Origin of the sequence: Nocardia macrotermitis (assembly GCF_009604405.1) — a bacterium.
Lineage (GTDB): Bacteria > Actinomycetota > Actinomycetes > Mycobacteriales > Mycobacteriaceae > Nocardia > Nocardia macrotermitis.
Window position 1 is genome coordinate 482,090 of the sequence record NZ_WEGK01000001.1, and the last position, 22,227, is coordinate 504,316.

Here is a 22,227-nt window from a genome sequence, read left to right on the forward strand (position 1 = left end):
CGTCCGAGGGCGCCACTCAGGAGGGCTCCTCTACCGAGCCGGGTGACAAACCCGGCGGCCCCGTAACTCCCGGACATTCCACCCCTCGGGGAGGGTGTTGAGACGTGTCCGTCCTGCTCACGATTCTGAGTCTGGTGGGTTTCGTCGCACTCACCGCCGGCACGGCGCTGTTCGTCGCCGCCGAATTCTCACTCACCGCATTGGAACGCAGCACCGTCGAGGCGCACGCCCGCGACGGTGACCGCCGGGCGCGTCAGGTGCGGCACGCGCATCGCACGCTGTCGTTCCAGCTGTCCGGCGCGCAGCTGGGTATCACCTTGACCACCCTGGTGACCGGTTATATCGCCGAACCCGTCCTGGCCAAGTTGATCGAACCGCTGTGCACCGCGTTGGGTGCGAGTCCCGGTGCGGCACAGGGCATTTCACTGGTCCTGTCGTTGATCCTGGCCACCTCGCTGTCCATGGTCTATGGCGAACTGGTGCCCAAGAACATCGCCATCGCGACACCGCTGGGCGTCGCGCGCCTGACAGCCATCCCGATGATCACGTTCTCGACGTTCTTCGGCTGGCTGATCAAACTGCTCAACGGCACCGCCAACTGGGTGGTGCGGCATCTGGGCATCGAACCCGCCGAGGAGTTGCGTTCGGCGCGCTCCCCCGAGGAACTCGGCTCGCTGGTGCGCACCTCCGCGCTGCGCGGCGCACTGGATCTGCGCACCGCGCAGGTGGTGGGACGTTCGCTGGAGTTCGGCGAGCGCAGTGCCGAGGAGCTGATGACCCCGCGGGTGAAGATCGAGTCCCTGGATCAGGACGAGACCATCGCCGATCTGATCGCCGCAGCGAGCCGCACCGGCTTCTCCCGGTTCCCGGTGATCGACGGCGATCTGGACAACACGCTCGGGGTGGTGCACGTCAAACAGGCGTTCCTGCATCCGGTTCGGGACCGCCGCCACATCGTGCTGCGCGCGATCGCGCAACCGGTGCCGATCGTTCCGGCCAGCCTCGACGGTGACGCGGTGCTGGAACGGGTGCGCGCGGACGGTATGCAGGTGGCGCTCGTGGTCGACGAGTACGGCGGCACCGCGGGCCTGGTGACGATGGAGGACATCATCGAGGAGATCCTCGGCGATGTGCGCGACGAGCACGACGAGGAGGAACTCGACGTGCGTCGCACCTCTACCGGCTGGAACTGCTCGGGTCTGCTGCGGATCGACGAGGTCGCCCGCACCACCGGCTACGACGCACCCGAGGGCGAGTACGAAACCCTCGGCGGTCTGGTGCTGACCCGGCTGGGCCGGATCCCCGAGGCCGGTGACGAGGTGCTGCTGCCCGATCCCGGTACGGCACAACAGCATTCGGACAACTCCGGCGGCTGGCTGGCCCGGGTGGAGCGGATGGACGGACGGCGCATCGACCGGGTGCAACTCGAGCCGGTGGACGCCGACGCGGTGGCGGAATGGGAGCTCAGCCATGGGTGATCTGTTCGGTGTGCTGCTGACGCTGGTGTTGCTGGGCTGCAACGCCCTGTTCGTCGGCGCGGAATTCGCCCTCATCTCCGCCCGCCGCGACCGGCTCGAGGCGCTCGAGGCGCAGGGCAAACGCGGTGCGACCACGGTCATCCGGGCCGGTGAGCACCTGTCGATGATGCTGGCCGCCGCGCAGCTGGGCATCACCATCGCCTCGCTGCTGCTGGGCCGGATCGGTGAACCGGCGATCTCGCATCTGCTGGCGCGGCCGTTCGAACTGGCCCACATGCCCGAACAGCTGCTGCATCCGGTCTCCTTCGCGCTGGCGCTGTGCCTGGTGGTGATCCTGCACATGCTGCTGGGCGAGATGATCCCGAAGAACATCGCCCTGGCCGGGCCGGAACGTGTTGCGCTGCTGCTGGTTCCGGTGATGCTGGTCTGGTTGCGGCTGGCCCGTCCGGTGATCATGCTCTACAACCTGGCCGCGAATCTGTCGCTGCGGGCGTTGCGGATCGAACCCAAGGACGAGTTGGACGCCACGGTCTCCTCGGTCGAACTCGCCGAGATGCTCGGCGAGTCCCGTTCCGAGGGTTTGATCGACGAAGACGAACATCGCCGCCTGACCCAGGCGCTGGGCACCACCGATCGGATCGTCGCCGATGTGATGGTGCCGCTGGCCAAGACCCGGTGCGTGCCGTTGCGCGGGGACGGCACCACGCTCGGCGATATCGAATCCGCGGTCGCCGAGACCGGTTTCTCGCGGTATCCGGTGCGCACCGACGACGGTTCGCTGGTCGGATATCTGCACGTCAAGGACGTGCTGGACAAGGTGGCCGACGACGACGCGGGCCCGAACACACCCATCCCCCGCACCGATATCCGCCCGCTGCCCACTGTGAGCATGGGCACCACCCTGTACGAGGCGCTCGCGCGGCTGCGCCGCACCAGCAGTCATCTCGGGCGCGCGGTGGACAGTCGCGGCAACACCGTCGGTATCGTCGCACTGGAGGATCTGGTGGAGGAGTTCGTCGGCACCGTCCGCGACGGCACCCACCGGATCGCGGAATGAGAGTGGCGATGCACGATCCGGTCCGCCCGATCCGCGACGAGACAGCTTGCGGCGCAGCGGAAATCCGGCTGCTGGCCGAGGCGGACTGGCGGGCCCGCGCGCAGGATCATCGCGACCGGGTCGAGTCTCTCGTCGGGCCGTATCTGCAACGCCGGTCCGCGGGGTCCAAGCATCCGGTCATCGATTTCCTGTTCACCTACTACGGGCACAAACCGGCGCAGCTGCGCCGCTGGCATCCGGGTTACGGTGTGGCACTGGAGAACGCACGCGAGTACGACGGCGCGCGGGGATACCACCGGGACGAGACCACCTCGGCCCGCACCGCCGATCCCGCCTATCTGCTGCGCCGCCGCGACACCCTCGAATTCGTGGCGAACCTGTTGCGCGCCACCGCATCCCGGCCCGCCCGGCTGTCCTGCTTCGGCCTGCACGAGTGGGCGATGGTGTACCGCTCACAGGAGGTGCGGCATCAGCAGGTGCCGCTGCGTCTCGGCCATGCGGGCACCGATGCCGTGGTGGAGTCGATGTCGTTGCGCTGCACCCACTTCGACGCCTTTCGCTTCTTCACCCCCGAAGCGGTCCCGCTGAACATCGAACCCCTGACCCGCGAAACCCAGACGCTGCGCGAGCAACCCGGCTGCCTGCACGCCAACATGGATCTGTACAAGTGGGCCTTCAAACTGACCCCGCTGGTCGGCTCGGCGCTGCTGCTGGACTGTTTCGAACTCGCCTGTGCCGCACGGGAACTCGATATGTGCGCGAGCCCGTACGATCTGTCGGAGTACGGGTACGAGCCGATTCCGATCGAAATCCCTGCCGGGCGAGCCGAATACGTCCGGCAGCAGTCCGAGCTCGCGGATCGGGCCGGTGCTCTGCGCGCCGAGTTGCTCACCGCGTGCCGGGAACTGCTCGCGCATCTGCCCGGCGATGCTCGACCGGAGACGTTCCGGCCGAGCACCGCCGAGCGCGAGTCACGCTGACCGCGTGGGATATTCGACGTTCATCACCGGAACGGGTACGGCTGCGGGTTGAGTGTCACCGACGTCGGCCGGAACAGTTCCGGCCGCGAGTCGAGCGGCGCGATCACCAGCGGGATCTCGCGCAATTCATCCAGCGTGCGCGGCAGGCCGCCGAGTGCGCAGATGAACCGCATGGTGATTCCGTCGTCGCCGTACTCGGCCTCGACCGTGCCCGCCGCCTCGACGGCCGCGCGCATCTCCGCGGGCACCTCGTCGGGTTCTTCGAGGCTGGACTCGTCCCCGGAGTGGTAGAACACGGTCTGCCCGTCGATCGCGTAGTCGAAGCCGATGTGCCCGGTCAACGCGATATTGGCGGTGGCAGCCGCGCCGCCCGCACGGGACAGGGCCGAGGCCGACTCGACCGGCGGACGCTGCTCGAGGTACCAGAGATAACCGGTCTCGCCCAGGTCGTCGTAGACGAACGTCCAGTCGCCGACCCGTCCGGCGATGAGCACCACCGTGGGATCCAGCGGCTCGATCGCCGCCCTGGCCAGGGACGACCGATCGTCCGGGATGCGGGCGGGCAGCACGCACGGCCGGATGTCCTGCCGGTCGACGCCCAGCAGCGCCAGCGCGTCGGCCGGTTCGAGATCGCGCACGATGTGCAGCATGTGGTTCGGGTCCTGTGGCGTACACGCGAGCGCGGTGAGCCAAGTGGGACAGCCGGTTTCATCGAGTTGGTCCGCCGAGAAATATGGTTCGGGCATATCGGTGATCCTCGCCCATCACACCGCATCCCGCAGGTCGCGATGACGGCGCCCGCCACGGTGAAGCCGATCGCCACGGCCGCACGATCGCCCGAGATTTGCTGTTCGGGGCGTCGGTGGGAATGAGAACACCCCGCACACCGTTGGGCTGAACATGACAGATGAGACGGTAGAGCTGAGCCCCACGGACTGGGTGCAGGATCAGACCAAGACGATCCTGGAAACGGGTACCACCGCGGGGATCGAGGTGGTCGGGTCGCCGATCGTGCTGTTGACGTTGCGTGGCGCGAAGAGCGGCAAACTGCGGTACACCCCGGTGATGCGGGTGGAGCACGACGGCAGTTACGCGGTCGTCGCCTCCAAGGGCGGCGCGCCGGAGAACCCGGTCTGGTACTACAACATCAAGGCGCATCCGGAGTTCCCGCTCCAGGACGGCACCGTGACCAAGGAGTACGTCGCCCGCGAGGTCGAGGGCGACGAACGCGCCGCGTGGTGGGAACGCGCCGTCGCCGCCTACCCGCCCTACGCGGAGTACCAGACCAAGACCGACCGACTGATCCCGGTCTTCGTGCTCGACCCGAAGTAACAACCACCACGAATCCGGTTGCAGCACAATATGATTGCCGGTTCGGTCGGATGACCGGACCGGCATTTCGCTGTCATCACCTCAGCCGCGACGCAACCCGTCGATGAGAACGCCTACCATGTGCTGGTTGTAGCTCAGCTCCTCGCCGGGGACGGGCCGACAGAGCAGGGCCACCGCGTGCAGCAGCTCGCGCGCACCGATATCGTCCCGAACCTCGCCGGTCGCGACCGCGGCGTCGAGGAGTCCGGCGAGCACGGGCACGAGTCGCGCCAGGAGCCGATCAGCCAGATCGTCGAATTTCGGTGCGCCCGAATGGATCGCCGTCGCGAGTCCGCGTTTGGTACCGACGAATTCGGTGAGGCGATAGAGCCATCTCGTCAGCGCTTCGACCGGGCCGTACGCGGCGGACAGGGTCGGTCCCGCCTCGACGCACACGTCGATCTCGCGTTCCAGCACGGCCGCGACCAGATCCGATCGCTGCGGGAAGTGCCGGTACAGCGTGCCGACGCCGACCCCGGCGCGATCGGTGATCTCCTTCGCTGGCGCGTCCACACCCGAGTCCGCGAAGACGCTCTTGGCAGCTTCCAGCAGCGCGTCGACATTGCGTTGCGCATCGGCCCGGCGGCGACGCGGCGCGGGCGCCTCACCACCGGCATCCGCGCTGGTGGGCATCGTTTCCTCGATCAATTCACCCCTTCGGTTGGATAACCGGAAAACTTTTCCGTATAGTTCCGGAATAGCTTTCCGATTAGTTCGAGGCTACGGCATCGGCCGCACGCCGGCCACATCCCGTCATCACTCCGTGAGGAGCAAGTCATGCAGTACCGCACACTCGGCCGCACCGGCATCAGGGTCAGCCCGTACGCGCTCGGCGCGCTGATGTTCGCCACGGCCGTGGGCAATCCCGATCCGGAGGATTCGGCGCGCATCATCCATCGGGCGCTGGACTCCGGGATCAACTTCATCGACACCTCCGATGCCTACGGCGACTCGGAAGAGGTTGTGGGCAAAGCACTTCGGGGACGCCGCGACGATGTCGTGCTCGCCACGAAGGTGAGCCGCCCGATGGGGAAGGACCCCAATCACCAGGGCGCCTCGCGCCGCTGGATCACCACCGAGGTCGAGAATTCGCTGCGCCGCCTGCAGACCGACCACATCGACCTCTACCAGATCCACAAGCTGGATCCGGAAACCGACGTCGAGGAGACCCTCTCGGTCCTGACCGATCTGATCCGCAGCGGAAAGGTCCGCGCGATCGGCTCCTCCAACACGCCGCCCTCGGACATGGTCGAGGCGCAGTGGGTCGCCGAACGTCGCGGATACGAACGTTTCCGCGCCGAACAACCGGCCTATTCGATCCTCAACCGCGGCATCGAACGCGAGGTCCTGCCGATCGCGCAGCGCTACGGCATGGGCGTGGTGACCTGGGGTCCGCTCGGCCAGGGCCTGCTCACCGGCCGCATCCGCAAGGGGCAGGACACCGATGTGCGCCGCGCCGGAATGCTGCGCGCGCTCACCGACGAACACCGCGTCGAGGTGGTGGAGCGGCTCATCCCGCTCGCCGAGGAGGCCGGGCTGCCGCTGACCCATCTGGCCATGGCGTTCACCATCGCCCACCCGGGCGTGACCAGCGCCCTGCTCGGCGCGCGCACGATGGAACAGCTCGAAGGACTGCTCACCGGACTCGAGGTCACCCTCACCGACGACATCCTGGACCGCATCGACGAGATCGTCCCGCCCGGCACCGACATCGGCGTCCTCGACCAGACCTATCAGCCCGCCGCCATGCTGAACCCGCACCTGCGCCGACGTCCGGTGAGCGAACGCAACGCCGCCTGAGCGCGCCGCTCAAGACAGGAACCCTCACCTCTCGCCACGGGCCGAGATGCTCCGCGAACTCGCTCCGCAGCACCGCGCGCCGTGCCATCCCCAAGGTCGACCGAGGCTTCGGGGAACGCGGCAACGCCGGGCGCGCTCGACCGCAAGACCAAGACTGATCGCGCCGGCCATCGGCGTGGTCGAGGGGTGCGATGGCGGTATCGCCTCGCACGGGCAGGCCGCCGCCCGCGCCGGGGCGACACGCCAGGAAGCCGCCGAGGCGATCGGCGTAACCTTCCTCATGCACGGCGGACCTGCGACCATCCACGGCGCACGTGCCTACGAAGCATTCTGCGAATCCGCCGACGCACTCGACGACGCTCGGGCGTGATCAGCCACGGAAAGGAACCGTATGTGCAACCCGATCCCGTGTAGGACCTGCGGCAAGACCACCTGGTCCGGTTGCGGCCAGCATATCGACCAGGTGCGCGCGCAGGTCCCCGCCGACCAGTGGTGCCCCGGCCACTCCGGCGCCGCCGATACCGGTGCCACCCACACCGACGAGCCGCGCCGGAATCCCCTGCGCCGCTTGCTCGGCCGATAGGAGGCGCGCGATCCGATGAACACCGATCCGACCTTGTCGGTCACCCTGCGCGCACCCTTCGGCGATGTCGTGGAGTGGACCCGAAAAGCATTGTCGCAGCAGGGTTTCGGAGTTCTGACCGAGATCGACGTACAGGCCACGCTGCGTGCGAAACTCGACGCCGACATGGAGAACTACCTCATTCTCGGCGCGTGCAATCCCCCGCTCGCGCATCGGGCACTCGAGTCCGAACGCCGCCTCGGCCTGCTGCTGCCCTGCAATGTCGTGGTGCGCGACGCCGACGCCGACACGGTGTTGGTGGAGGCCGCCGACCCGCGGATGATGTCGGGCATCATCGACGCTCCGGCCGTCACCGAGGTCGCCGCGGAGGCGACCGCGCGACTCCAGGCGGTCATCCGCTCACTCGCCGAGAAATAGCTGCTCGGCGGTGCGACCGGACGTCCCGATCGCACTCGCTGCTCAGGGGATGACGACCGGCCCGGACACCGGTGCCGGATCGTCGGCCCAGCGGTGACCGGTCTCGCGCGGGGTGCGTCCCTGCTCGGCCCACGCGGACAGCAGTTCGGCGACCTTGCTGTGCATGATGGTGCGCAGCCGGTCGAAGGAGTTGTCGGGGTTGTCGTCGACCTCGCCGAGCAGCAGCCACCACGCCCAGGCCACGGCCCCGGCATTGGCGACGAAATCGGGCAGCACCGGGACACCGCGGGCGGCGAGCATTGCTTCGGCCTCCGGTGTGGTGGCGGCGTTGGCGGCCTCCACGATGACGCGCGCGCGGATGTCGAACGAGTTGTCCGGCGTGATCGCGTACGAGATCGCCGCCGGCACCAGGATATCCGCGTCCACGGACAGGATCTCCGCGCGCGGGCGCTGCTCGATTCCCTCCGGCAGTCGCGTGCGGTCGATCTCGCCGAAGCCGTCCCGCAGCTCCAGCAACGCCGGAACATCCAGTCCCGCAGCGCAATACAGCGTGCCCGCGGCGTCGGCCAGGGCCGTGACCGTCATCCCGGCCTCGTGCAGGTAGTAGGCCGCAGCGCCGCCCATGGTGCCGATGCCCTGGATCGCGACGGTCGTCTGCGCGGGCGACCGGCCCCAGGACACCGCGGCGGCCAGGCAGGCGTGCGCGACACCGTATCCGCCGATCACGTCGCCGAGCAGGAAACCGCCGTCGACCGCGGCGTTCAACCCGTTCCGGATCCGTTCCAGGGTGGCGGCCGGATCGGCGGCGCGGCGAATCGCGGCGTGGTAGCTCTGGCCCAGACCGAGTTTCTCGAAGACCTCGTCGATCAGGTGCTGCGGGACGCCCAGGTCCTCGGCGGTCACCCAGTGCGCGTCGATCCACGGGCGCATGGCCTCGCAGAACCGCTCCAGCACCTCGATCGCGCGCGGATCCTTCGGGTCGAAGTCGATACCGCCCTTCGCGCCGCCGACCGGCAGTTCGAAGGTGGCGGTCTTGTTGGCCATACCGCGAGCCAGATCCTCGACCTCGGTCAGCGTGCATCCGGCGCGCATCCGGGTGCCGCCGGTGGCCAGGCCCGATCGCAGGGTGTGCACGACGAGGTATCCGACCGCGCCGGTGATCGCATCGGTCCAGTGCAGACGCATGTACGGCTCGGGGCGGCGGAGTGCGGGAGTGACGACCGATGCGGGTAGCACGGGAACGGGCTGTGTGGTCGCGGGTGGGGTTCCACCGATAGGATCCTGCAAAGTCGTCACAGCGGATCACCTCCTGTTCATGGTCGTGCCCGACGCCGCTCGCAGCCTGCGCCCGGGTCGCGTATCTCCCGTTCCGGACCTCGTCGTCCCGCCGAACTCTCCCGTTCGATGCCTCCAGCCTGCGGCTAAACCTGTTCTCGCGTCTATTTACGGTTTATTAACAGAGGTGTTCAGCGTTCCTGTAGAGCGCCCGGGCATCGCCCGCGCGGGCATCGCGACGCCTCTAGGCTCGATGTCATGGATCTGTCGCTGGCCCGACTGCGGATGTTGCGTGAGTTGCACCGGCGCGGCACGATCACCGCGACCGCGAACGCGCTGCACTACACGGCGTCGGCGGTATCCCAGCAGCTCGCGCAGCTCGAACGCGATGTCGGCACCCGCCTGTTCGAGCGCCGCGGCCGCCGCCTGCAACTCACCGACCTGGGCGTCCTGCTCGCCGAACACGCCGAGGAGATCCTCGCCGCGGTCGAACGCGCGACCCAGGCCCTCGAGGAGGCCGGTGAATCGGTCACCGCGAAACTCACCGCCGGTGTGTGGGCGTCGGTGGCCTCGGGCCTGCTCCCCGACGCGCTCACCACTCTCGCCCGCACCCATCCGGGCATTCTGGTGCGCACCAAGGAACTCGCCCCCGAGACCACGGCCGCCGCGGTCCGCGACGGCGCGCTGGATCTGTCCTTCGTCCTGGACTATTCGAACTACCCGACGACCTGGGACCGGGATCTGCGCCGCACCGTCATCGCGGTCGAACGCCTGCACGCCGCCGTACCGGCCGACGCGGTGGCCGTCGCGGGTGTGACGCTCGCGGATCTGGCCGAACACCCGTGGATTCTCGCGCCCGCGCGGTCGCATTTCGGGCACGCGGTCCGCCTGGCGTTCCAGTCTGCCGGACTCGCGCCCCGGATCGATCACGAGGTGGAAGAGCAGGCGACCGCGATGGCGATGGTCGCGGCCGGTCTCGGCGTCACCCTGGTCTCCGACCTGGGCCTGGCGCTGCGTCCGCCCGGCGTCGACATCCTCCCCCTCGGCGACACGCTGACCCGAACCGTATCGCTGGCCTACCGCACCAACACCGCGCGCCGCACCGCCCTGCTCATCGTGGTCGACGCGATCCGCACCGCCGCCGCCGCGAAGGGCCTGGCCGTCGACCCGACCTCCCCCACCCCACAAGTCGGCGCCCCCGACCTGCGCCTCGGCTGAACGCGATCACCCTAACCAGGGATACGGCATCCGGAGAATGCCGACGACGCGTTCGGCGACCGCGTCGGCGTGCCGCGGGACGCCGCTGTCCCCCAGTCCACGGGTCAGATGCAGATGCAGCGATTGCAGGGTGGCGAACGTGTTGGCCGCCCAGGCCGGGCACGGACCGGGCTCCGCCCCGGCGAACGCGTCGTCCAGCACCTCGAACCACGCCAGCGCCCGCGCCCGCGTCAGCGTGGGAGCGCACAGCACAGCGGTGATCGCGCGCGCCAGACTGGCGTCCTCGAGCTGGTCGTATCGAATGTCGGTGTCGCGGGCGGTCATTCGCCGCGCGCACAGGCGCAGAATGTCCGGTGCGCGCTCGGGCAGGGCCGTGGCGAACGCGGCCGCGGCGTCCGCACCGTGGGCGAACGCGTGCAACCAGCCCAGGGCGGGGTCGTGGCCGCGAACGTCGCGTTCGTTCGGATACCACTGCGCGAACGACTCGTACCAGCCTTCGACATCGTCCCCGCAACGGTCGTCACCGCGCGTCAGGACGACCCGAAGTGCCAGTGCCGCAAAGGATCTGGCCTGTATCTCGGGATGCGCGGTGAGACGCCGCGCCATCGCGTCGCCGAGTCGGGCGAGCTCGGAGTCCAGGATCCCGCGCCGCGCCCACACCGTCAGCGCGGTGCACCCGTACTCGTCCCGCACCACCGGATCGGCGGCCGCGAGCATCCGCGCCAGGACGTCGGCCAACCGGGCCGCGTCGATCCCGTCGGGCACCGGCCACTCGGCCCGTGCCACTGTCCGCCAATCGATTCCGCCGATGTCGACGCCGCGATTCCCCACCCGGCGATGATAGGCCCGGCGCACGGACGCGCGTTCGGCGCGCGGAATCGCTCGGGTCAGGAACCCTTGACGAACCTCAGGTAGAACCCGCCGAAGAGCAGGACGATGCCGACGTTCACCATCAGGCGCGCCCAGAAGTGGTTACGGAAGAACAGGACGTCCACGCCGACGATGACGACGATCATCGCCAGCACGTAGAGCACGATGGTCACCTGCCTGCTCATGCTCTCGTTCTACACCCATTTCGCCGGGCGGTGGGCGAGCCGCCGCAACTCCCGGCGATCAGCCGGTCGGGATCGACGCCGTGCTCAGGACGGGTCGAGGGATTCGATCCGGGCCAGGGTTCGGACGCCGCCGGAGACTTCGAGTTGTATGTGCAGGGCGGTGTCGTCCGGCCAGGTGCGGATCAGGACGTCGTCGCCCGCCATGACCGGTCCGGCGTGTTCGAGGATGACGCGGTACGGCGATGTTCGAGGGAAGCGGGCCAGCGCCTCCTCGATCGCCTCCCAGTGCACGGCATTGTTGACGTGCCCGTAGCGGTCGACATCGGTGACCCGCAACGGAAATCGCCAGCATTCGCCCTCGGCGTCGGTCCGCTCGGCGAGTGCGGCGCGCCAGCGCAGCCGATGTTCCGTGGTGGCCGCGAGCATGGGGGCCATGAACCGGTCGCTCATCCGGGCGGGGCGGCCGGCCTCGAGATCCACGTGGATGAGGAACATCTCCGATTCGACCAGTCCCCCGTTCTCACCGCGGACCTGGATGCGCATATTGCACCACCGATTCGACAGCGCGGACGGCCAGCGCCGCAGGTGCACCCGATCGCCGAATCCGATCGGCTCGAGCACATCGATCACGGTGCGCCGCACGATCCATCCCTGATGCAGATCCCCCTCCTCCACCGCCTGCAAATGGTCGTATCCCACGTCCTGGAGGTATCGGGCCATCGCGTCGAGCCGCAACCGCGCCTCGACGTCGGTATCGCCCAGCCGTACCGGCCACTCGACGTGGAACGCCCGGCTCTCGTCACCGCACGGTGGCAGTGGAAATGCGATACTCGCGAACCGATCGACCGTAGCTGTGGTGCTCATGAACGCTCCTTTCGCAGGTCCCAGGCGAGCGTACCGATCGGGCCGACCGGTCGGCCATCCCGGCACCGGACCCCGGCCCGTCATTCCACGAAAACGAACCTACCGACCAGTCAGGTGAGCTACCGTTTCGGATTGTCGATGTCAAGGACGATTCATCGTCCGCGCACGGCACGAAACCGGCTGAGAGGTTGGGGGTTCCGCAATGTGGCGGTTCACGGGAGTTCGGCGGTCCAAACCGGTCGTGGTGGTGTTGGCGGCACTGCTCGCGGCGGCGACACTGCCGCTCGGCGGCGCGTCGGCGGATCTGCAATCCGATATCGCCACGCAGGTGCAGCAGTTCCTCGACGTCGGGACGACCGCGGTGCCGCGCGCGAACTGCGGACCGGGCTCGCTACCGGAAACCGGTATGCAGGGCGACGTCTCGGCCGCGGACCGCGACAGCGGCCGCAGCAAACAGGGCTACCGCTGCAACATCTCGATGGTCGGCGGCTACACCGGCCGCGGTGCGGGCATCACCTCCACCACGTTCGACCACTGCTCCTACACCGGCTCGTTCTTCCCCGGCAACATCCTGGGCCCGGCGCAGGGCGTGCAGGTGCTCGACGTGTCGGATCCGGCGCATCCGGTCCTGACCGCCACCCTCACCGAACCGGCGATGCTGGCGGGCACCTGGGAGAGCCTGAAGGTCAACACCAAGCGAAAGTTGTTGGTGGGCACCGGCGTTCCGTTCCTGGAAGGCGCCGGACTGCTGTCGGTCTACGACATCTCCGACTGCGCGCATCCCCGGCTGCTCAATCCCGGTCCGGGCACCAATCTCGCCATGCCGCTGCCGATCACGACACACGAGGGCGGTTTCTCCCCCGACGGCCGCACCTACTGGGCCTCGGGTATCGCACCCGGTTTCATCAGCGCGGTCGACCTCACCGATCCGTCGAATCCGCACGTGATCTGGCAGGGTATGACCGGTATCGAGGCGCACGGGTTCGGGATCAGCCCCGACGGCAACCGGATGTATCTGTCGGCCCTGGCCGGATTCACCGTGCTCGATATCAGCGCGGTCCAGCGGCGCGATCCGAACCCGCAGGTCAACCACATCGGCCGGGTGTTCTGGACCGACGGCTGGGCCACCCAGCACAGCATTCCGGTCACCTACGGCGGCAAACCGTATCTGTTCACCGTCGACGAGGCGGGCGCGGGCGGGGTGAAGCTCGTGGACATCTCCGACGAGCGAAATCCGCGCGTGGTCGACAAGATCAAGCTCCAGATCAACCTGCCCGACAATCTGGACAGCCAGCTCGCCTCCTCGATGGGCGGTTCGGTGTTCTCCTACGATCCGCACTACTGCGCGGCCGACCGCCCGGACAATCCGACCGCGCTGGCGTGCGGCTGGGAGTCCTCGGGCATCCGGGTGTTCGACGTGCGAGATCCGTTCCACGCCCGCGAGATCGCGTACTACAACCCGCCCGCGCGCACGGGACAGAACCTGAATCTGTGGAACTCCCCGCACGCGCTCGCGTCGTTGATCGGACCGCCCGCGCTGGAGGGCTTCTCGATGGCCCGCGCGGTACTGGACGGCAAATTCGATCCGGCACAGGCACTTTCGCCGCGGACGGGCATGCTGGCCTTCGGGGATCTGTCCACGGATTGGTGTTTCGCGCCGCCGGAGTGGCACGGCAGCCAGCTGTGGACCACCTGTAACGACAACGGCTTCATGGTCCTGCAGCTCGACAACGGCGTGTATTCGCCTCCGGCGGACCAGCATTCGATCGTGGGGTCCTGATGGACCGTGGCTGGGCACGGCTGGGCGGGCGAGCCTACCGCGTCGCCGCCTACGCCGCGACGGCACTGATCCTGCTGGTGATCGGCGCGGCGCTGCGGCCGGTGATCCTGCCCGAACATCCCACGCCCACACCGATTCTCAACGACGTCGAGATCGGCTTCGCCCAGGATATGGTCACCCACCACGAGCAGGCGCTGTTCCTGGTGCAACGCCTGGATCCCGGGGCCGACCCGACGGTGCTTCGACTGGCCCAGCAGATCGATCAGTCCCAGCGGGTGGAGATCGGCACCATGCTCGGCTGGTTGCGACTGGCCGGAGCCGCACCGATGTCGAATCATCCGATGGCCTGGATGCACAACGGAACCACCACCGCGGCAACACATTCCGGCATGTCCATGACCACCGCGACGACATCCGCGGCAACCACCATGCCCGGTAGGGCCACCCAGGCCCAGCTCGACGCCCTCGCCGCCGCCCGCGGCCGCGACGCCGCGGTCCTGTTCCTGCAGTTGATGTATCGCCACCACCTCGGCGGCATCACCATGGCCCGGGCCGCGGATCGCGCGCTACCTTCCGGCGCGGTCAAGGAACAGGCCCGCGCCATGATCACCGGCCAGAGCCAGGAGGTCGGTATGATCACCTACCTGCTCTCCCAGCTCGGCGCGCAACCGCTGCCCTGACCCTCCGGCCCTGATCGAAACCGACGTTCGCGCGCCACGATGTGGCGAAGATCGGCGTGGGGTAGGTACCAACCGGCTATTACCGCCGAGTAACATGACGGTCGTACTTTTTCCATCCGGCTTTCTCGAAATGAGGCAGTAGATGACAGAGCGGATTCAGGTCGGCGGGCTTCAGGTGGCAGGCGTTCTCCACGACTTCGTGCAGAACCAGGCGCTCCCCGGCACCGGCGTAGATTCCGCCGCGTTCTGGACCGGTGCCGAGCAGGTCATCAACGACCTCGCCCCGCGCAACCGTGCCCTGCTGACCGAACGCGACGAGATCCAGGGCAAGCTCGACGCCTGGCATGCCGAGAACCCCGGCACCGGGTACGACAAGGCCGCCTACAAGCAGTTCCTGACCGAGATCGGCTACCTGCGTCCCGAGCCCGCCGATTTCGCCATTGATACGCAGAACGTGGACGACGAGATCGCCACCACCGCGGGCCCGCAGCTGGTGGTGCCGGTGATGAACGCGCGCTTCGCGATCAACGCCGCCAACGCGCGCTGGGGCTCGCTCTACGACGCGCTGTACGGCACCGACGCCATCCCGGAGACCGGCGGCGCGGAGAAGGGCAGCGGCTACAACAAGGTTCGCGGTGACAAGGTCATCGAGTGGGCCCGCAACTTCCTCGACGACGCGGTCCCGCTGATCACCGGCTCGCACATCGGCTCGCAGGCGTACAAGATCGTCGACGGCGAGCTCGAGGTGACCCTCGAGGACGGCACCGACATCGGCCTGGCCGACGCCTCGGCGCTGGTGGGCTACCTCGGCACTCCCGATTCTCCGACCTCGATCCTGTTGCGCCACAACGGTTTGCACATCGAGATCCAGATCGACCCGTCCTCCCCGATCGGCAGCACCGACACCGCCGGGGTCAAGGACGTGGTGCTCGAGTCCGCGGTCACCACGATCATGGACTTCGAGGATTCGGTCGCCGCGGTCGACGCCGAGGACAAGGTCCTGGGCTACACCAACTGGCTGGGCCTGATGAAGGGCGATCTGGCCGAAGAGGTCGCCAAGGGCGGCAAGACCTTCACCCGCACCATGAACCCGGACCGCGTCTACACCGGGCTGGACGGGAAAGACGTTGTGCTGCACGGCCGTTCACTGCTGTTCGTGCGCAACGTCGGGCACCTGATGACCAGCGACGCGATCCTGGACGCCAACGGCGACGAGGTGCCCGAGGGCATCCTGGACGCGCTGTTCACCTCCCTGGCCGCGATCCACAGCCTGCGCGGCGAGGCCCGGGTCTCCAACTCGCGCACCGGTTCGGTCTACATCGTCAAGCCCAAGATGCACGGCCCGGACGAGGTGGCCTTCGCCAACGAACTGTTCGCGCGCGTCGAGGGTGTGCTGGGCCTGCCCGCCAACACCCTCAAGGTCGGCATCATGGACGAGGAGCGCCGCACCACGGTCAACCTCAAGGCGTGCATCGACGCCGCCCGCGACCGCGTGGTGTTCATCAACACCGGCTTCCTGGACCGCACCGGCGACGAGATCCACACCTCGATGGTGGCCGGACCGATGGTCCGCAAGGCCGATATGAAGAAGCAGCAGTGGATCGCCTCCTACGAGGACTGGAACGTCGACACCGGCCTGAGCGCCGCGCTGCCGCACAAGGCGCAGATCGGCAAGGGCATGTGGGCCATGCCGGATCTGATGCACGACATGCTCGAGCAGAAGATCGGCCACCCGCGTTCGGGCGCGACCACCGCGTGGGTGCCCTCCCCGACCGCGGCGACCCTGCACGCGACGCACTACCACCAGGTGGACGTGTTCAAGCGGCAGGCCGAGATCGCCCGCGGCGGCGCGCGTGCCACGGTCGATCAGATCCTGGAGATCCCGCTGTCCGCGGACCCGACCTGGTCCGCCGAGGAGATCGCCAACGAGTTGGACAACAACTCGCAGTCCATCCTGGGCTACGTGGTCCGCTGGATCGACCAGGGCGTCGGCTGCTCCAAGGTGCCGGACATCAACGATGTCGCACTGATGGAAGACCGTGCGACCCTGCGTATTTCGAGCCAGCTGATGGCGAACTGGCTGCGGCACGACATCGTCACCGCCGAGCAGGTGGTGGCCAGCCTGGAGCGGATGGCCCCGGTGGTCGACCGGCAGAACGCCGGTGACGCGAACTACCGCCCGATGGCTCCGGACTTCGCCGCGAGCGTCGCGTTCCAGGCCGCCAAGGAACTCATCCTCGAGGGCGGCACCCAGCCCAACGGCTACACCGAGCCGATCCTGCACCGTCGCCGCCGCGAGGCGAAGGCGCTGGCCGCCAAGGGCTGAGCCCCGCAACGGCCCGATCCGGGCCAGAACCGCGACGATCCCCCGGTCGAACCTTCGTTCGGCAGGGGGATCGTCGTTCTCCGAGGGAAACCTCTCGAGGAAGGGGCTTACCGCTCGGACCAGTCGTCGTCGACCGGCCAGCCGTTGGCGAGCAGGTGCTCGCGCACCCGGGTCAGATCGGCTTCGCGCGGAAGCTCGTCGGTGATCTCGGTGATCGCGACCCCGGCGTCCACGCGGTCGGCGGGCAGCGCGCCCGCTTCGATGAGCGCGTCGGTCACCTGGCGGAGCTCCTCCTTCGTCAGGCGACGAGCGAGCAGAGCCAGCAGCGGAACGTAATCGTGTTCGGGAACGCCCTGCGGGTAACCGGCCCGCAACCACTCCACGATCTTCGTCAGTACCTCGGATAAGGCCATCTTCTACCAGTTCTGTCGGGCCGGGGACGGGTATCGCTTCGTCTGGTCCGTGCCCGGCCGCCCGCGGCACGGCCGGCACGGCAACTCCGCTGTCATCGTGGTGCCCGCGCCGCGCGAACGCAAGCGGGGCGGTTGCCGTGATCTGTGTTGTCCGCCACCCGAATATACGAGTAGAGCCGGGGCAACCGCACGCGGTTGCCCCGGCCGGGCCGGAACGACGGACTCATCGGCCGCCGGGCGAGACGGAGCCTGCCCGGCGAGCGCACGTCACTTCTTCGGAGGCTTCGCGCCGAACAGTTGGACGTCGAAGGTGTGGCTGATGAAATCCTTTGCGATGTAGACGATTCCGAGGACCACGATGATCGCCACGATCGCGAAACAGATGTACGCGATCGCCTGGAAGACGGGGTTCCGTTCGGCGGGCGCACCGTTCACGGTGGCCGTCTCCGGCGCCCAGAACCGCACCCCGATCGCGAAGATCAGCGGAATTCCCACACCGAGGATCAGCGCGATCAACATCACCTCGCCGAGCGAGGTCGCAATGGCACTTACCGTATGCATCGATACCCTCCTCAGACGGCCGTGGTGGCTTTGTCGGCAGCGGCGACGTCGGACGGCGGGGTGAGCCCGCCCTCCCACTCCTCGTTGACATTGCTGGTGTCGACCTTGTTCTTCCGCGAACGGAAGTAGATGTAGGCCGAGGCGGCGACCAGGATCACCGCGTCGATCACCACACCACCCAGTCCGGGAACCAGATCGGTGATGCCCCAGCAGATCGCGCCGACGACGGCGGCCAGCGGCAGCGTGATCACCCAGGCCACGGCCATCCGGCCGAGCACGCTCCAGCGCACCTCCGCACCCGGCTTACCCAGGCCGGTGCCCAGGATGGAACCGGTCGCGGCATGCGTGGTGGACAACGGCAGACCGAACTGCGCGGAGGTCAGGATGATCGCCGCCGAGGACGTCTCGGCCGCGAAACCCTGCGGTGCGTCGATCTCCACCAGGCCCTTGCCGAGCGTGCGGATGATCCGCCAGCCGCCCAGGTAGGTGCCCAGCGCGATGGCCAGCGCACAGCAGATCTTGACCCACAGCGGGATGTCCTGGCTGTTGTTGGCCGAACCGTACGCGACCAGGGCCATGAAGATCACGCCCATGGTCTTCTGCGCGTCGTTGGTGCCGTGGGCCAGCGAAACCAGTGCGGCCGAACCGATCTGGCCGATCCGGAAGGTCTTGCGCGCCTTGGCCTCGTCCGAGGACTTGGTCAGCCGGTAGACGATGTAGGTTCCGATTCCCGCGACGATCGCCGCGACGACGGGGGCCAGCAGGGCCGGGACGATGACCTTGTTGATCAGGCCGGTCTTCTCGTTACCGGACCAGATCACCCCGGACACGCCCAGGGCGGCCATCGCGGCGCCGATCAATCCGCCGAACAGGGCGTGCGTGGAACTGGACGGGATACCGAACAGCCACGTGATCAGATTCCACAGGATGCCGCCGACCAGGCCGGCGAACACGATTTGCAACAAGGCCATGCCATGTACATGGTCAATCTTGAGCAAACCGGATGAGACTGTCTTGGCCACCTCCACCGAGAGGAACGCGCCAACCAAATTCAGCGCACCGGACATCGCTACGGCCACACGTGGACTCAACGCACCGGTGGCGATGGACGTGGCCATCGCGTTCGCGGTGTCGTGGAAACCGTTCGTAAAATCGAACGCCAACGCCGTAACTATAACTATCAGAAGGACAATGAGTTCTGCGCTCACTGGAACAGTTTCATCCTGGCAAGCCCCGCTGACCACCTAGAGACAAGCTGTTCATCTGACGTTCAGCTAATCATTCACTACCGGTGATACGCCGGAGTCTCCCAGGTCACGTGACGCGTCAAGGTGACTTACGGCGTTCATCTACCGGCGATTCCCGTCATCTGTGGTCCATCTCACCGCTGCGGCGGTTCGACGCCACAGCGTCCCCGGCGGCTCAGCATTCGTCCGGTGCGGGCACTCCCTGCAAACGCTGATCCAGCCAGGTGATCAGTCCGGGCCAGCCGGTGTCGCCCGCCAGGAAGTGTTCGCCGGGAACGTCGCGATAGATGGCCGTCACCCCGAGGGCGCACTGCTGCCTGTACAGCTCACGGGCTCCGGCGGCCGGGATCCAGAAATCCTGCGCCCCGTTGTAGACCAGCAGCGGCATGGCCGACTTGCGCGCGGAGACGTCGGTGGCCTCGAACACCTGCTGCGCCACCGGGCTGTGCAGCGGATCGGCGATATTGGCGGCGATATCGATCGGCGGGGTGATCACGCCCGGGACCTCGATCAGGTTCATGCACACGTTCTTCAGCGGTGAGGTCGTCACCTGCTGGGCGAGGTTGTTCATGGTGGCCAGGACCTCGGGATGTTCGCGGCCGATACCGAACACCGCGGCCATGAACACGCCGGTGGCGAGGTTGGCGTTCATCGTGGTCGAGAGCATCCGATAGTCCGCGGGCACGCCGCCGACCGCCGCACCGACCGCCGAGGACGCCAGTTCCGGCGCGTACTCGGACATCAGCACCGCCGCGGCCCGGGTCGCGATCGCGCCGCCGGAGTAGCCGGTCATCGCGAATCGGCTGGCGCCGAGTTCATCCGGAAGCAGTTGGCGCGCACCGCGAATCGCGTCCAGCACCGCATGCGCGGCGACGTACGGTTCGGCATAGGCCATGTCCGGGCCCTCGTGATCGGGGATCAACACCGCGTAACCGCGCAGCACGGCCAGCTGCGTCAGCGGCGGGAAGAAGTCCGCGCTGTTGGTGTTGGCCGAATATCCGTGCGCGAGAGTGTAACCCGGCGTGCACTGCCGTCCGAGGCCGTCGATCGCCAGATTGTTGACCAGCATCGGCCGCGCGCCGGGCCCGGCCCACGGCGCGGCGGGCAGGACCAGTGAGGCCGTCGCGAAACTCGGCTCACCGTGCGCGCCGGTGGTGCGGAACTTCAGTTGCAGCACCTGCCGCACCGGCGCGGTCAGCAGCGGCGCGGCCGTCGCGGTCACATCGCGGGTCTGGACGACGTCACCGGGGGCGCGGCTCGCCAGCCCCGACGGCCACGCGTCGAACATCTGATCGCCGATGTCCGACGGCAGCACCGCGGCGCGCAGCCTCGCCAGATCCGTTGTCGGAGAGGGAGATCGGGTTTCCGAGGAAGCCTTCGGGACCGGCGCCGGGCGCGCGATCTCCGGGCGCGGCACCACCGCGTCGATCCACTGTTGCAGATCCGGGATGTCGAGCCCGTGCGGTACCGGAATCGACGGTAGCGCAGGAGGATTCGGCGCGGGCGGTTGCGCCCGCGCGACCGCGGCGACACCACCGCAGGAGACGACGACGGCCAGAACGACGACACACCGAGCCCACACGAGCCACCCCACATTCCATGCGTACCGAAACATCCATGCGTAGCGAAACGACGGCGGTGGCACCAGCTTCCAACCCCGTGCCACCGCCGCGAACTATGTCTTCGATCGTATAGCTCCCCAGCGCGGAGAAGCCGGAGGTTACCGGCACCGTGACCGGATCGGATCCGGAAAAGGGTGCGGGAATAGTTCCGGGGCGGGGCGTGTTGAAGGAACCGGCACATGTCCGCCGCACCCACCGGAAAAATGACCCGACAGCGGCGGTAACGCTGTGTCACCATGAGGACGATGTAACAACCGCCTCGGCCGTCCCCGGCCGGGGCGCGATTTTCGGCGAACACGGAGAGGAGGTACCGATGTCTTCGATCAATACCGTTGTCTCGCAGCACTTCTGCGCATATCCGGCGCGGTTGTCGAATACCCGCCCGCGCGATGCGCACAAGGGAATCGCGCTCGGTCACCTCCCCGGCGCGGCCTGACCGCCCCACTCCCGCTCCCGATCCGAAATCCGCATTTTCACGAAACATGGTGACGCCCATGCCATTCCACCGTGCCGCCGCCGCGGCGATCGACTCCGACAACTGGATACGCACCGAGGTGCTGGTGCTCAACGCCTCCTACGAGGCGCTCACCGAGATCTCCGCCGACCGCGCGGTGGTGCTGCTGATCACCGACGCCGCGGAGACCGTGGTCGAGCGGGCGCCGCACTTCCCGATCCGCTCCCAGCACACGGAAATCGCACTGCCGGAAACGATTCGGCTGCGCCGCTACGTCTACCTCGAGCACCGGATGCTGGTGCACGACGAGAGCCGCGCCACGCTCGCGGGCGTGCTGCGGCGCGACGAGCACCGGTGCGGCTACTGCACCGGCTGGGCCGGGACCGTCGACCACATCCTGCCGCGCAGCCGGGGTGGTCCGAACACCTGGTCCAACCTGATCGCCGCCTGCTCGGACTGCAACACCCGCAAGGCCGATCGCACGCCCGCCGAGGCGGGGATGCGCCTGCTGTGGGATCCCAAGGCCCCCAACGACTTGGCCCGCGCGCAGCGGCAGGTCTGGAAGCGCCTCGCGACCGCCCACACCGCCACCTGACGACGAACCACCAGATCACAGCGCATATACGAGGAGTTCCGCTATGACCCAGGCAGTACAGGACCCGACCCTGATCGACCTCTTCCCGCTCTCGGATGCCAAGGACTGGCAGGCCGCCGCCTGCCGGGGTGATCCGAACCACGACGCGTGGTTCCCGTACCCGTCGCAGGATTTCGCGTACGCGCGTGAGATCTGCTCCGGCTGCCCGATCCGGCGCGCCTGCGGGGACTTCGCCACCCGCACCGGCCAGACCGGCGTCTGGGGTGGTCACGAGTACGATCGCGGCCGCCTGATCCGGGAGTAGCGGGGCCCGCCCCGGCATCACACGGTGCCGGGGCCGTGGCCTGTACCACAACGCCGCCGGACCATGCTCGGGCGCGCGGAGCGGCGGATATCGCGTGACCATACACTGTGCGGCGTGGGTACACATCGCAGCACCGGCGGAACACGA

At 67.9% G+C, this 22,227-nt stretch carries 23 protein-coding genes and 1 pseudogene; 14 read left to right on the forward strand and 10 right to left on the reverse strand.

Annotated features, from left to right (window positions below; translation table 11 throughout):
* Positions 1–104 precede the first annotated feature (104 nt).
* The 3 genes from NRB20_RS02080 to NRB20_RS02090 are packed head-to-tail and all read left to right on the forward strand — an operon-like array spanning position 105 to position 3,515.
* Positions 105–1,478: a hemolysin family protein gene (locus tag NRB20_RS02080; protein ID WP_319944341.1), complete on the forward strand. Its 1,374-nt coding sequence runs from the start codon at positions 105–107 to the stop codon at positions 1,476–1,478.
* Positions 1,471–2,535, forward strand: a complete 1,065-nt coding sequence (locus NRB20_RS02085; protein ID WP_153407430.1) for a hemolysin family protein — start codon at positions 1,471–1,473, stop codon at positions 2,533–2,535. The genes NRB20_RS02080 and NRB20_RS02085 overlap by 8 nt, the downstream gene beginning before the upstream one ends.
* Before the next feature lie 8 nt (positions 2,536–2,543).
* Complete coding sequence (locus NRB20_RS02090; RefSeq protein WP_153407431.1) at positions 2,544–3,515, forward strand: 3-methyladenine DNA glycosylase; 972 nt, start codon at positions 2,544–2,546, stop codon at positions 3,513–3,515.
* Between the two features lie 23 nt (positions 3,516–3,538).
* Here NRB20_RS02090 and NRB20_RS02095 read toward each other — a convergent pair whose 3' ends face one another.
* Positions 3,539–4,261: a hypothetical protein gene (locus NRB20_RS02095; RefSeq protein ID WP_153407432.1), complete on the reverse strand. Its 723-nt coding sequence runs from the start codon at positions 4,259–4,261 to the stop codon at positions 3,539–3,541.
* 154 nt (positions 4,262–4,415) lie between these two features.
* Between NRB20_RS02095 and NRB20_RS02100 the strand changes: the two genes are divergently transcribed.
* Positions 4,416–4,847, forward strand: coding sequence for a nitroreductase family deazaflavin-dependent oxidoreductase (locus tag NRB20_RS02100; protein ID WP_153407433.1), 432 nt, complete (start codon positions 4,416–4,418; stop codon positions 4,845–4,847).
* 81 nt (positions 4,848–4,928) lie between these two features.
* On the opposite strand, the gene NRB20_RS02105 is transcribed toward NRB20_RS02100, so the two are convergent.
* Positions 4,929–5,519, reverse strand: a complete 591-nt coding sequence (locus NRB20_RS02105; RefSeq protein ID WP_153407434.1) for a TetR/AcrR family transcriptional regulator — start codon at positions 5,517–5,519, stop codon at positions 4,929–4,931.
* Positions 5,520–5,663: 144 nt separating this feature from the next.
* On the opposite strand from NRB20_RS02105, the gene NRB20_RS02110 reads away from it, so the two are divergent.
* The 3 genes and pseudogenes from NRB20_RS02110 (at position 5,664) to NRB20_RS02120 (ending at position 7,686) form a co-directional block, all read left to right on the forward strand.
* Positions 5,664–6,686, forward strand: coding sequence for an aldo/keto reductase (locus NRB20_RS02110; protein ID WP_153407435.1), 1,023 nt, complete (start codon positions 5,664–5,666; stop codon positions 6,684–6,686).
* Between the two features lie 46 nt (positions 6,687–6,732).
* A pseudogene (locus NRB20_RS02115) lies at positions 6,733–7,056 on the forward strand (carboxymuconolactone decarboxylase family protein).
* A gap of 228 nt (positions 7,057–7,284) precedes the next feature.
* Complete coding sequence (locus NRB20_RS02120) at positions 7,285–7,686, forward strand: DUF302 domain-containing protein (protein ID WP_153407437.1); 402 nt, start codon at positions 7,285–7,287, stop codon at positions 7,684–7,686.
* Between the two features lie 42 nt (positions 7,687–7,728).
* Here the strand turns inward: NRB20_RS02120 and NRB20_RS02125 are convergent, their stop codons facing one another.
* A complete protein-coding gene (locus tag NRB20_RS02125) occupies positions 7,729–8,982 on the reverse strand; it encodes a Glu/Leu/Phe/Val dehydrogenase dimerization domain-containing protein (protein ID WP_406603767.1) in 1,254 nt (417 codons plus the stop codon).
* A 237-nt stretch (positions 8,983–9,219) separates the two neighbouring features.
* On the opposite strand from NRB20_RS02125, the gene NRB20_RS02130 reads away from it, so the two are divergent.
* Positions 9,220–10,179 carry a LysR family transcriptional regulator gene (locus NRB20_RS02130; RefSeq protein ID WP_153407438.1) on the forward strand — a complete coding sequence of 320 codons (960 nt, stop codon included), beginning with the start codon at positions 9,220–9,222 and terminating at the stop codon, positions 10,177–10,179.
* Positions 10,180–10,185: 6 nt separating this feature from the next.
* On the opposite strand, the gene NRB20_RS02135 is transcribed toward NRB20_RS02130, so the two are convergent.
* The 3 genes from NRB20_RS02135 to NRB20_RS02140 all read right to left on the reverse strand — a co-directional run bounded on the left by NRB20_RS02135 (position 10,186) and on the right by NRB20_RS02140 (position 12,098).
* Positions 10,186–11,010 (reverse strand): DUF2785 domain-containing protein, encoded by an 825-nt coding sequence (locus tag NRB20_RS02135; RefSeq protein WP_153407439.1) that lies wholly within the window; start codon positions 11,008–11,010, stop codon positions 10,186–10,188.
* Positions 11,011–11,066: 56 nt separating this feature from the next.
* Positions 11,067–11,234: a hypothetical protein gene (locus NRB20_RS37445; RefSeq protein ID WP_194289685.1), complete on the reverse strand. Its 168-nt coding sequence runs from the start codon at positions 11,232–11,234 to the stop codon at positions 11,067–11,069.
* A gap of 84 nt (positions 11,235–11,318) precedes the next feature.
* Positions 11,319–12,098 carry an acyl-[acyl-carrier-protein] thioesterase gene (locus NRB20_RS02140; protein ID WP_153407440.1) on the reverse strand — a complete coding sequence of 260 codons (780 nt, stop codon included), beginning with the start codon at positions 12,096–12,098 and terminating at the stop codon, positions 11,319–11,321.
* A gap of 202 nt (positions 12,099–12,300) precedes the next feature.
* Between NRB20_RS02140 and NRB20_RS02145 the strand changes: the two genes are divergently transcribed.
* The 3 genes from NRB20_RS02145 to NRB20_RS02155 all read left to right on the forward strand — a co-directional run bounded on the left by NRB20_RS02145 (position 12,301) and on the right by NRB20_RS02155 (position 16,884).
* A complete protein-coding gene (locus tag NRB20_RS02145; RefSeq protein ID WP_153407441.1) occupies positions 12,301–13,878 on the forward strand; it encodes an LVIVD repeat-containing protein in 1,578 nt (525 codons plus the stop codon).
* Positions 13,878–14,558, forward strand: coding sequence for a DUF305 domain-containing protein (locus NRB20_RS02150; RefSeq protein WP_153407442.1), 681 nt, complete (start codon positions 13,878–13,880; stop codon positions 14,556–14,558). Before NRB20_RS02145 ends, NRB20_RS02150 begins: the two co-directional genes overlap by 1 nt.
* A gap of 142 nt (positions 14,559–14,700) precedes the next feature.
* On the forward strand, positions 14,701–16,884 hold the full coding sequence (locus NRB20_RS02155) for a malate synthase G (protein WP_153407443.1): 2,184 nt from the start codon (positions 14,701–14,703) through the stop codon (positions 16,882–16,884).
* A gap of 107 nt (positions 16,885–16,991) precedes the next feature.
* Here NRB20_RS02155 and NRB20_RS02160 read toward each other — a convergent pair whose 3' ends face one another.
* From NRB20_RS02160 to NRB20_RS02175, 4 genes are all read right to left on the reverse strand, one after another.
* A complete protein-coding gene (locus NRB20_RS02160; protein WP_153407444.1) occupies positions 16,992–17,297 on the reverse strand; it encodes a DUF3349 domain-containing protein in 306 nt (101 codons plus the stop codon).
* A gap of 267 nt (positions 17,298–17,564) precedes the next feature.
* Positions 17,565–17,858 (reverse strand): hypothetical protein, encoded by a 294-nt coding sequence (locus NRB20_RS02165; protein WP_153407445.1) that lies wholly within the window; start codon positions 17,856–17,858, stop codon positions 17,565–17,567.
* An 11-nt stretch (positions 17,859–17,869) separates the two neighbouring features.
* Complete coding sequence (locus NRB20_RS02170; RefSeq protein ID WP_319944342.1) at positions 17,870–19,066, reverse strand: inorganic phosphate transporter; 1,197 nt, start codon at positions 19,064–19,066, stop codon at positions 17,870–17,872.
* 214 nt (positions 19,067–19,280) lie between these two features.
* On the reverse strand, positions 19,281–20,699 hold the full coding sequence (locus NRB20_RS02175; RefSeq protein WP_319944343.1) for a lipase family protein: 1,419 nt from the start codon (positions 20,697–20,699) through the stop codon (positions 19,281–19,283).
* A 341-nt stretch (positions 20,700–21,040) separates the two neighbouring features.
* Here NRB20_RS02175 and NRB20_RS38815 point away from each other — a divergent pair, with 341 nt between their 5' ends.
* The 3 genes from NRB20_RS38815 to NRB20_RS02185 are packed head-to-tail and all read left to right on the forward strand — an operon-like array spanning position 21,041 to position 22,080.
* Entirely contained in the window at positions 21,041–21,163 is a 123-nt protein-coding gene (locus NRB20_RS38815) for a hypothetical protein (protein WP_264766316.1), read from the forward strand.
* A 58-nt stretch (positions 21,164–21,221) separates the two neighbouring features.
* Positions 21,222–21,776, forward strand: a complete 555-nt coding sequence (locus tag NRB20_RS02180) for an HNH endonuclease (RefSeq protein WP_153407447.1) — start codon at positions 21,222–21,224, stop codon at positions 21,774–21,776.
* Positions 21,777–21,819: 43 nt separating this feature from the next.
* On the forward strand, positions 21,820–22,080 hold the full coding sequence (locus NRB20_RS02185) for a WhiB family transcriptional regulator (RefSeq protein WP_153407448.1): 261 nt from the start codon (positions 21,820–21,822) through the stop codon (positions 22,078–22,080).
* Positions 22,081–22,227: the final 147 nt, after the last annotated feature.